Genomic DNA, 10,376 nt, shown 5'->3' on the forward strand with positions numbered 1-10,376 from the left:
TGGGGGTAGTACGTCTTTAGGTCTTAGGAGCCTCTCGGTGGAAATTCCTCGCAGACAATTTTCCACGAAAGTACCGAGAGATCTAACCACAAACACAAAACCTACTGCGGAGGATTGGATGGACTCAGAACAAGGTGTGGGAAGGTTGCTAACAGCTGAAGATGTTGCGACGAAATTACAGATCTCGAAGAGTTTTGCTTACCAGTTAATGAAAAGTGGGGAGATCCGAATGGTCAAGATCGGGAAGTGTAGCCGCGTGACAGAACCTGATCTGGCTGAATATATTGAAAAATGCAAGCTCAATGGATAGGTGTGATATGCGAAACAATGCTAAAATGATTCCGTATCATCGCACCTTAACAACCAAATATTGCGGGTCGCCTTTCCTTTATTACTTCCAAAGAGAAAGGAGATAAAGGAAATGGCAAAACGACGAGGAAATAACGAGGGGTGTCTGACCCACCGAGAAAATGGTACCTGGCGTGCTTCTATAACATTGCAAGGTAAAAGGTTAACCAAAACTGTCAAGACTCGGCAAGAAGCGTACGCTTGGATCAAACTAACGCAACAGCAAATAGAGACCGGGCTGACCTATGCCAGCACGAAGCTAATCATGACAGAATTTCTTGGGGAGTGGATCGAGACCGAGCAAGCAATTTTGAAGCCGTCAACCTGGTCCCATTACCAACAGCTTATCCGCCAGCATATCTCTCCACGGATTGGCAGGATCACGCTGAAAGACCTTAAAACTGAGCATATCCAGGGGCTATACAACCGGCTAAACAAAGAAGGGATTGGAGCATACACCATCCAAAAGACCCACACACTGCTACATAGCTCGCTGGAATTTGCTGTAAAGATGGGTACCATCCCGCGCAACCCTGCCAGCTATGCCAAGCCACCGAAAGCACCTGAAAAGGAAATGCAGATCCTGAATGAAACCCAGGCAAATCAGTTCTTGGTATCGGCTCTGGAACACCGTTGGAGTGCCCTATTTCACCTGGCGATGGTGACAGGGATGAGGCAGATGGAGCTGCTTGGGCTGAAGTGGGAAGACCTAGATTGGCTCAGACAGACAATAAAGGTCGAGCGTCAATTAGTACGGACAAACGGGAAAAATGTCGAGTTCAGCACACCAAAGACTAAGTTTGGTAAGCGATCTCTCAAACTTGCGGGGAATGACATTCAGGTGTTGAGAAGGCATTCCGAGAGACAGCAAGCATTGCGCGTGAAGGCTGGTAAAAAATGGGTGGAGAACGGCTTGATATTTACCAACTCTGTTGGTGGTCCGATCAATCCACGCAATTTGCTCAGAGAGTTCACTACACTTCTAGCTGCAGCTGGTTTACCGAGAATACGATTTCACGATCTCAGGCATACGGCGGCAAGCCTGATGCTGAACCATGGCATACCACCTCTAATCGTATCAAGAAGATTGGGGCATTCCAGGGTGTCAATAACTCTTGACATCTACGGGCACCTGATCCCCGGCATGCAGACCGAGGCCGCCAGCCTGATCAGCGATCTTGTAACACCATTACGAATTGTATCAAATTGTACCCAAACTGTACCCGAACTGTACCCAGTTGAAATTGACCAAATAACCACCCCCCAGATATAGAAAAAACTGCAGGAAACCCGCAGTTTTGGTCACATATAGTGTGGGCGGAATAGGACTCGAACCTACGACCTCCTCTGTGTAAGAGAGGCGTTCTGACCAACTGAACTATCCGCCCGACGGGCTGATTATACCTTATTTCCTTTGCAACTTTGTAAGCACTCTCCACCAACCATCCGCAAATTCGTTTGCATTTCTAGGGTACTTTATGATACACTTTGTATTAAAAAATGATGAGTTTGGAGAGGATTATGACCTACGAAGAACGAATCCGTCGTGATCGCCCTAACATGTCCAAAAGCTTCGCCAAACTGGCAGATTTCCTGCTTGATTCTTACATCCAGGCTTCGTTTATGACTGCCAGTGAGTTGGCCCATGCCTTGAACCTCGATGCGGCAACAGTAGTCCGCTTCTCGCAACATCTGGGTTATAAAGGTTACCCTGAGCTGCTGCGTGAGATCCGTGACAAGGTCAGACGTAATCTTCTCTACCATCCCCAATCCGAAGGTGAGCTCGATTCTCTCCCCGGGGTTGTGACGGCTGCCCTGGAGAACTTACGCCAGGAGCTCGACCAGATGCGCCTCATGCTGGATATCAGTTCCATCGAGAAACTGGTCAATGAGATTGGAAATGCCCGGAGAATCATCCTCCTGGTCGAGTCACCTGCTCAACCAGCCGCTTATAATCTGGTATATTTCTTGGAACAAGGTGGCTTTCCGATTTATATCGCCCGCCCGGGGGTGATTGATTTCGCCCGCACGGTGCACACCGCCTCACAACAAGATTTACTCCTGGCCATCGATGTCACCGGCCAATCGCCTTTTATCGCCCGCTCGCTGGCTGAGGCGAAAGCTCGCAAGATTCCCACTGCAGCCATCGTCGGGGCAGCCTCACTACCAACTGCACGCTCTGCTAGCGTAGTCTTGGCCGCATCCGAACATCCTTCCTCAACCAGTGGTATGATCGTGATCAGTGCGATCATCTACATCCTGGTTGAAGCCCTGCATTGGTCATTCTCACAACGCTTCTCAGGTGCCGAGCAGGCAATTTCGGATCTGGCGACGCGCATCCAGGAATCAGAAAACTAAAGCATATCCCATGCGTCTTATACGTTATCGCAAAAATTCTGAGCCACCTCAATATGGTTGGGTAAATGATTTAATTATTGGGCAGCTAGTGGGCTCACCATTTGGCGAATACCAACGCCTGGAAGCGACGCTTCCCTTGGATTCGGTCCAACTTCTTGCTCCCATCCTCCCAGGCAAGATCATCTGTGTTGGGCGGAATTATACTGAGCACATCAAAGAGACTAATGCGGAGGTTCCGACGACACCTCTACTCTTTCTCAAACCTCCCTCTGCAGTAATCGGTCCCAACCAAACCATATTCCTACCACCCCAATCCGAGCAGGTCGACCATGAGGCTGAATTGGCAGTTGTCATTGGCAGACGAGGCCGTTGGATCCAGCCCCCTGACGCCGGAAATTATATCTTTGGCTATACCATCGGCAACGATGTCACCGCCCGCGACCTGCAACGCAAAGATGGGCAATGGACACGCAGTAAGGGTTTCGATACCTTCTTACCGCTGGGTCCCTGGATCGATACCGACATTAACCCGTCAGATACAATGATCACCTGCCATGTCAATGGTCAGCTCCGCCAGATGGCATCCACGCGCGATATGATATTCCATATTGACCAGCTGATCGCCTATGTATCCTCCATCATGACCCTGGAGCCAGGCGATGTGCTCATGACGGGAACTCCTGCCGGGATCAGCCCACTCCACCCAGGAGATACAGTGGAAGTTTCCATCGAAGGTATTGGCAAGCTGTGTAACACAGTGGCGGTGGAAGTTCAGTCTTAATCATTTTGGTTATGAAGCTAGATATCCACACCGGCGTGATTACCATCGTTGCCCTGCTTTCTGTATTGGCAGCATATGGGCTATGGGCTGGTATTCGCTCGATTCGCAAGGCACGCACTCTCAAGTTCTTCCGTATGCGCCGCGATCGAATGGTGACGGGCTGGAGGATGGTTGCCCTGTCCATCGTCTTAATCCTGGTCGCCATTTTCGCCAGACGTTTCGCCGAGCCTATCGCCTACCGTTACTTTCCACCCACGGTTACGCCTACCCACACACCCACGATCACACTTACCCCTACCATCAGCCTCACCCCCACCATCACTCAGACGCCTACGATCACACCCACCCCGTCAGTGTCGGATACGCCGACCATAACGCCCACGCCTCATATGCCGTTGATTATCGAGGAAAAATTTTCCAGCACAACCACACCTAACCCAGAAGCGGTCTTTAGCCCGCTCCAGTTCGCAACTGCCCTGGATAAAGACTATCTCCCGATAGAACCGAACACAGTCTTCCAAAACCCGGTTGGCCATCTTTATGCGCAATTCACCTACGACAAGATGACCCCTGGGGCACAGTGGACTGCTCTGTGGTATTACGGTAGCCAGCTGGTTTATTATGAAACCGAGCCGTGGGACGGCGGGACCGGAGGCATTGGCTATACGGACTGGAATCCTGAGCCATATCTATGGCTGGCGGGTGAATATGAGGTGCAGATTTTTGTGGGCAACAGCTGGAAAACCTCCGGGCGCTTCACCGTGGAAGGCTCGCCACCCACTGGTGTGCCAAGTGCCACACCTTCACAAACGCTGACGGCTTCCCCCACACCCCGCCCGTCAGATACGCGCATGCCCACAATAACCACCACACCCAGCCCCGTGCGAATCACACCCACGTTTACCGCAGCCTACACCCTCGCCCCTACACCCACCAAGACTCCACCCACGCCTTCCGCCACGCATGCCCCAACCGCCACCGAGATAACACCAAAACCGTGATAGCAGGGAGTTAAAATAATCCAGGCGTCTCCGCCTGGGTAAAAAACTTCACCTCAAGGTATAAAATGCTAGTTCAGGAGTATAAGAACTGGGCAACTTCTGCAGCCACATGGGCATTGTTACGCAGCAGCCCCAGGTTCGCTCGCAGGCTGGCTCCACTGGTCAATTCGCTTACCCTGCTCAGCAGGAACGGGGTCACAGCCTGCCCGTGGATCCCTTGCTGCTGTGCTTCACCCAGAGCGATATCAATAAATGCTTCGACAGCCGATCGCTCCATGGCCACCTCAGCCGGTGGAGGAACTGCCAGAAGTACCGCACTCTGCTGACCAAGCTTCCAATGGGCTTTCGCAAGCTCGGCAACTTCATGGGCGGTCTCAACCTGTGCACCCACACTCATTCCACTGCTCAGAGAGAAGAAAGCTGGAAAATCTTGCGTTTTATATCCGATCACAGGCACACCATTCGTCTCCAGCACCTCGAGGGTCGCTGGGATATCCAGGATGGCCTTCGCGCCGGCACACACCACCACCAGCTGAGACCGGGCTAGCTGTTGAAGATCAGCAGAAATATCAAAGGGTGCTTGCCTATGCACACCACCGATTCCCCCGGTGGCGAAAACCTTAATTCCCACTGCCTGAGCGATTGCCAGGGTGCCTGCAACAGTCGTCCCACCCCATTTATGGCTGGTGACCACAAATGCAATATCCCTGCTGCTAACCTTGAGGATATCTTTCCCCTGTGCTAATTGATCCAGTTGATTGGGTTCTAGACCAACGCATATCCTTCCATCCAGGATGGCTATCGTCGCCGGTAAACATCCAGCAGCACGGATTTCTGTTTCCAGGCTCCTGGCGAGATCCAGGTTCTCAGGGAACGGCAATCCATGGGTGATCACGGTCGATTCGAGGGCGACAATAGGCTTTCCATCCTTTAGAGCCAGGGATATTTCCGGGTGGATATTGAAATATTCCTTAATGAAGCTGGTCATAAAGCCTCTCTAAAGATAGGTCAGGGAAGACTGCCCCGCGATAAGCCATGGTCAAGGATTCAGCGGCCACCCCCAACCGGACGGCGTCATCGATGGGCATCTCATTAAGCAGGCCGAACAAAACAGCTGCGGTGAGTGCATCTCCTGCACCAGTCGTATCAATGATATCTGTATTCACCGGAGGCACATATCCACTTGTCTCAGATGTTGCATAACATACACCGGCTCCATCCATGGTTACAATCGCGATCTCAACTCCATTACTTACCAGGCACTTGGCTGCATTGATGGCTTCACGGCGAGTGGTTGGTTCAGATTTCCGATCACAAAGGAAGGCCGCCTCTCTGAAATTTGGAACCACCATGTACATCCTGGATAAGTAAGGGATCAGTTTACCTGCCAAATGCTGTGAGGTTGGATCAGCACACACCGGCAACTTTAACCTCCTGGAAATCGACATGATGGTGCGGGTGGATTCCTTGGAGAGGTTAGTATCGATAAAAACCATCGAGGCTTGCTCAAACAGATGCTCCTGGTTGTGGATATAGCTTGGCGAAAGCTCAGCCAGCAACCTCATATCATCCAGGCCGTACTCAAGCTTGCCAGCTTCATTAACGACCGCCAGGTAGGATCCTGTAGGAAAGTCAGATGAGCGTAAGACTGCCTCCACATTCGCCCCCACGTCTATCATTTCTCTGATCAGTCGATCGCCCGTATCATCCTCCCCCACGACGGTCATCAGGGTGACAGGTGTGCCTAAACGAAGCAGGTTTTCTGCCACATTGCGGGCAGTCCCGCCAAATGAATGGCGGATTTGGGCAGGATTGGACGTATGGGGTATGAGCTTACTTTTGATCTTCCCAACCATATCCCAACCAGCAGCGCCAATTACCAGAATTGGCATTTCTGAGGAAGTGGTGTGGTCATCCAGCATCGTTGTTTCTCACATAGGAATTGCATGGATATTGTACCGGAAATTTTATTATTTTGTATCTCCTGAACAACACGATAATTTGGAATACTTTATGCATCAATCTTAAGCTGCATACGGAAGAGATATCTATAATAAAAAATACTAATAGGAATCTCAACAACCAGTCATGCATAATATTGATAAAATTACCCTTTGGAACCTATCGGAGGTAAAAAATGACCAACTTTCCGGGTAAGGGCAGGGTAGCCCTGATTAAAACTACCCCTGAAACAATTTTTGATGACATCGAGCGCTTGATGAAATTAGCGGGTTTCGAGCAAGCCCTGCCGGATACACAACGGACTGGCTTGAAGATAAACATCTCCTGGCAAACCTGGTACCCGGCATGCTCCTCCACACCCTGGCAAATCGAGGGGGTGATACGGGCGTTGAATCATGCTGGTTATGAAGACCTGGTCGGTGTTCACAATGACACTGTGGTAGTCAATACTGCCAATGCTGAAGTGAACAATAAACATAAGCTGATCACTGAAAAATATAACGTGCCGTGCATCTATACCTACGACCTCTCCGTCAGGTGGGTTGAATACCGGCCTAAAACGCCGTTCCTGGTTTTGGATAAGATTTTCCCGGAGGGGCTGTTCATTCCCGAACCGATGATCGGGATGAATATCATCCACTTGCCGACTGTTAAAACTCACGTGTTTACCACCATTACCGGTGCAATGAAAAATGCATTTGGTGGACTGCTGGGCCGTAATCGTCATTACACGCATGGCCTGATCCACCAAACCCTCGTCGACCTGCTGCAGATCCAACAGGATATCCACCCAGGGATTTTTGCCGTGATGGATGGCACCTTCTCCGGAGATGGACCCGGCCCACGTGCCATGCGCTGGCACGAAACGGATGTGCTTCTCGCTTCTGCAGACCAGGTCGCTATCGATGCCGTGAGTGCCAAACTTCAAGGTTTTGACCCGCTGAGCCTCCCATTCATTCGGATTGCCCATGAAAAAGGGATGGGGGTGGGTGATCCACGCCAGATCGAGATTGTCGGGGAACCAGAAATCGCCGCCACGAGCTGGGGTTTCATCCAGGAAGATACCTTTGCCAGTCGCGGCCAGAAAATGATCTATCATGGCTGGCTGCACTCCTTTGAAAAACCATTGCTGCGTAGCCCCCTGGTGCCCTGGGCATATTTTGCGAGTAATTTCTATCACAACGTTTACTGGTATCCATTTGTCGGGCGCAGGCGTGTGCAGGCTGCCTTGCAGACCAAGTGGGGGAAACTGTTCCAATCATATGGCGATGGCAGCGTGGTTATGCCCGGGATGGAGCCCAAGACTGTCATTCAGGCGGGTGTAGCCATTGGTGTAGCTACTTCAATCCTGGCAGGGCTATTGGTTAATTTCCTACGCGGGAAAAAACGCAGATAATTGGGTAAATAACTCAAGTAAACAACCATGACCGAACCAGAATTGGTGAAGGCTGAATTTCACTGCCATACTGGACAATCGAAAGATTCACTTGTCACCCTAGACAAGCTGATTGCAACATGCCACAAGAAAGGTATCCAACGATTAGCCGTCACAGATCATAACTCGCTTGATGGCGCGCTACATGCCCAACAGCTAGATCCTGCGTTGATCATTGTTGGTGAGGAGATAATGACCCTCCAGGGTGAGCTGCTGGGATACTTCCTGCAAGAAGCGATACCGGCTGGCTTATCTGCCCAGGAGGCGATTGAACGGCTTCGGTCACAACGAGCCTTCATATCAGTGTCTCACCCGTTTGACACGTTGCGAGCCGGACACTGGAAAATTGAGGATTTGACAGAGATTGCCTCACGTGTGGATGCTATCGAGGTTTTCAACTCTCGCTGCATGGATAGTAAGGCTAATACCCAGGCTGCTGAATTTGCAAAACACCATAACTTACCTGGCACAGTTGGCTCAGATTCGCATACCCTGAGGGAAGTGGGAAAATCTTCACTGATCTTGCCCCAATTTGATGATACATACAGTTTAAAGTTAGCTTTGAAGGAAGCACAATTTGAAGTTAACTTATCCAGCCCCTGGGTTCATTTTTCGTCAAGCTATGCAAGGTGGTATAAAAAGCGACGGTTAAGATCGAAAAAAAGCCAACCCACCACCTGAAATGCTATTTTCACTGCATAGAGTGCAGCATCGTAATCAACAGATATAAAAACTTCGTTTACCCGTCAGCAAGCACCACAGACACATCGATATGCTGCGTCGGATTTCCTTGGGTGATTACCGGGACTTTATCATTGTTCGTATAAAGTAATTTACCAGTTTCGTCTTCTATCTTTATAGTAATGCTGTACGTATGTTCTTCGTTGATCCTGCCGGGGTCGTATACCACTACAAATGGCATCGGGATTTCTTCTCCCTCACCCTTGATTACCTCCTCGGCGATCTTTTTACCGGGTGATCCAGATTTGGTTGTATCAACCAGCAGGACACTGATGATAGCCCCCGCCGGGAGTGTCATGCGGTGAGAATGGTCAATGATCCCGGTGACGGCAGATTTGTGCGCTGTTTTATCACACCCAGACAAGAGAATAGATACTATTAGCAATAGGATCAAAAAAAACTTGTTCACGAACTCACACCTCTCTACTGCCAAAAGAATGCATTTATGCAGTCTGGGACGATGAAGGGTACCATTTCTACCCTATCACGTTGCAAGAAATTAGCCTGATTTCTAGTGCAGGGGCTGCTGAGATTTAGTAACAAGTTATAAATTTTGACTGCTGGGGAGTTATAGATTAGGTAAACGCAAAGGACTTATAATCTACTGATAACACCATGATATCGGCTCAAATTTTGCGCGATTCTTCAAAAAACGTTAATCAATTAATATAATCGGAAAAATCGCAAACGGGGTTTGCATTTTGTTTTTGTTATTCAATTATTAGTTTTCTGCAATGGATAATTTGTACTCACCTCAGAAATAATCATCCGGCTACCTATTAACAATAATGGGATACCAATCAGCAACCCGGGTAAATAACATTGAACACTTAATTGTGCATCAGCCATTGAATCAGTTGAACCTGGTATGATGAATGCATTAATAATTGCTAGAACCATAAATAAAATGCCCCATAGAGTAAATAATCCTCCGAAAACTGAGCATATCCAGCCCCAGGTACGATTCTTTCTTCCATCAACATCTTTGTTCTCGGTGGAGGTCATATCCGTTCCCCATGCAGATCGTATCCTTCTGGTACCATACACAAATATCAAAAATCCAAGAAGTAAACCTGATTGACCAAATAATATTGCCAGGAGTAGCATCTTACTTGGCGTAAAATTTACAGGTGGGTCGAAGTAACCATAAATTCCCCAACAAAGCCATGCAAAGCCCCACATTGTAATAAATACCCCGATTATGGAGAATATCCAACCCCATGTCCGATCACTTCTTCTATTCACATTTTGTTGGGAATCAGGGGGCATTCTCAAGTGATCCATAATTGTTTTATTCTACCCTCCATTTTGTCAATGAATTTTACTCCCACCGAAATAATATGGAAATATAGTCGGGTAATAAAAAAGAGAATCTATCGCAACTCTTGGAGTTCGCATTTATCCTAGCAACATGCGGTTATTTATTGCTATATTCAGGCTTTAATAGAGGATCCAGGAAAATTCGACCCGGCACCCTAACATAATTAGTTGTAGTAGAGATACGTTCCATATTTATTTTGATTTCCATGTTGCTTGTCTTAATCCATAATTCAGGTAAAAATGTCCCTGCGGGGCAGTTGCGGAATAGGCAGATGCACAGGGGACTTAAAATTGCGCGGTCGTCGCAGTGGCAACACTGTGTAAGTAAAAGTCCCCACATTTTTCCTTGTCTAATTTCATAAATCAAGTAAAATTACCCCTGCGGGGCGGTGGCGGAATTGGCAGACGCAGCAGACTTAAAATCTGCCGG

At 48.9% G+C, this 10,376-nt stretch carries 11 protein-coding genes and 1 tRNA gene; 7 read left to right on the plus strand and 5 right to left on the minus strand.

The features are described 5' to 3' along the window. Nucleotides 1-118 precede the first annotated feature (118 nt). Both C3F13_04540 and C3F13_04545 read left to right on the plus strand, forming a co-directional pair. A complete protein-coding gene (locus C3F13_04540) occupies nt 119-310 on the plus strand; it encodes a hypothetical protein (protein ID PWB55365.1) in 192 nt (63 codons plus the stop codon). 111 nt (nt 311-421) lie between these two features. Then, nucleotides 422-1,621, plus strand: a complete 1,200-nt coding sequence (locus tag C3F13_04545) for a hypothetical protein (protein ID PWB55366.1) — start codon at nt 422-424, stop codon at nt 1,619-1,621. A 41-nt stretch (nt 1,622-1,662) separates the two neighbouring features. Here C3F13_04545 and C3F13_04550 read toward each other — a convergent pair. Next, nucleotides 1,663-1,736 (minus strand) — tRNA-Val (locus C3F13_04550). 112 nt (nt 1,737-1,848) lie between these two features. Between C3F13_04550 and C3F13_04555 the strand changes: the two genes are divergently transcribed. From C3F13_04555 to C3F13_04565, 3 genes are read left to right on the plus strand one after another with little or no spacing between them, the layout of a single operon-like run. Next, nucleotides 1,849-2,706, plus strand: coding sequence for a hypothetical protein (locus C3F13_04555; GenBank protein ID PWB55367.1), 858 nt, complete (start codon nt 1,849-1,851; stop codon nt 2,704-2,706). A gap of 10 nt (nt 2,707-2,716) precedes the next feature. Further along, entirely contained in the window at nt 2,717-3,487 is a 771-nt protein-coding gene (locus C3F13_04560; protein ID PWB55368.1) for a 2-hydroxyhepta-2,4-diene-1,7-dioate isomerase, read from the plus strand. Nucleotides 3,488-3,498: 11 nt separating this feature from the next. After that, nucleotides 3,499-4,488, plus strand: coding sequence for a hypothetical protein (locus C3F13_04565; GenBank protein PWB55369.1), 990 nt, complete (start codon nt 3,499-3,501; stop codon nt 4,486-4,488). Nucleotides 4,489-4,561: 73 nt separating this feature from the next. Here C3F13_04565 and C3F13_04570 read toward each other — a convergent pair whose 3' ends face one another. Continuing rightward, entirely contained in the window at nt 4,562-5,476 is a 915-nt protein-coding gene (locus tag C3F13_04570; protein PWB55370.1) for a pseudouridine-5-phosphate glycosidase, read from the minus strand. Next, a complete protein-coding gene (locus C3F13_04575; protein ID PWB55371.1) occupies nt 5,460-6,410 on the minus strand; it encodes a ribokinase in 951 nt (316 codons plus the stop codon). Before C3F13_04575 ends, C3F13_04570 begins: the two co-directional genes overlap by 17 nt. Before the next feature lie 215 nt (nt 6,411-6,625). On the opposite strand from C3F13_04575, the gene C3F13_04580 reads away from it, so the two are divergent. Both C3F13_04580 and C3F13_04585 read left to right on the plus strand, forming a co-directional pair. After that, nucleotides 6,626-7,846: an iron-sulfur cluster-binding protein gene (locus C3F13_04580; GenBank protein PWB55372.1), complete on the plus strand. Its 1,221-nt coding sequence runs from the start codon at nt 6,626-6,628 to the stop codon at nt 7,844-7,846. A 27-nt stretch (nt 7,847-7,873) separates the two neighbouring features. Beyond that, a complete protein-coding gene (locus C3F13_04585) occupies nt 7,874-8,566 on the plus strand; it encodes a hypothetical protein (GenBank protein PWB55373.1) in 693 nt (230 codons plus the stop codon). Nucleotides 8,567-8,624: 58 nt separating this feature from the next. Here C3F13_04585 and C3F13_04590 read toward each other — a convergent pair whose 3' ends face one another. After that, the gene (locus tag C3F13_04590) at nt 8,625-9,077 is read right to left on the minus strand and encodes a hypothetical protein (protein PWB55374.1); all 453 of its coding nucleotides are present in this window, start codon (nt 9,075-9,077) and stop codon (nt 8,625-8,627) included. A gap of 263 nt (nt 9,078-9,340) precedes the next feature. After that, complete coding sequence (locus tag C3F13_04595; GenBank protein PWB55375.1) at nt 9,341-9,910, minus strand: hypothetical protein; 570 nt, start codon at nt 9,908-9,910, stop codon at nt 9,341-9,343. Nucleotides 9,911-10,376: the final 466 nt, after the last annotated feature.

This window comes from Anaerolineales bacterium, assembly GCA_003105035.1.
Classification (GTDB): domain Bacteria; phylum Chloroflexota; class Anaerolineae; order Anaerolineales; family UBA4823; genus FEB-25.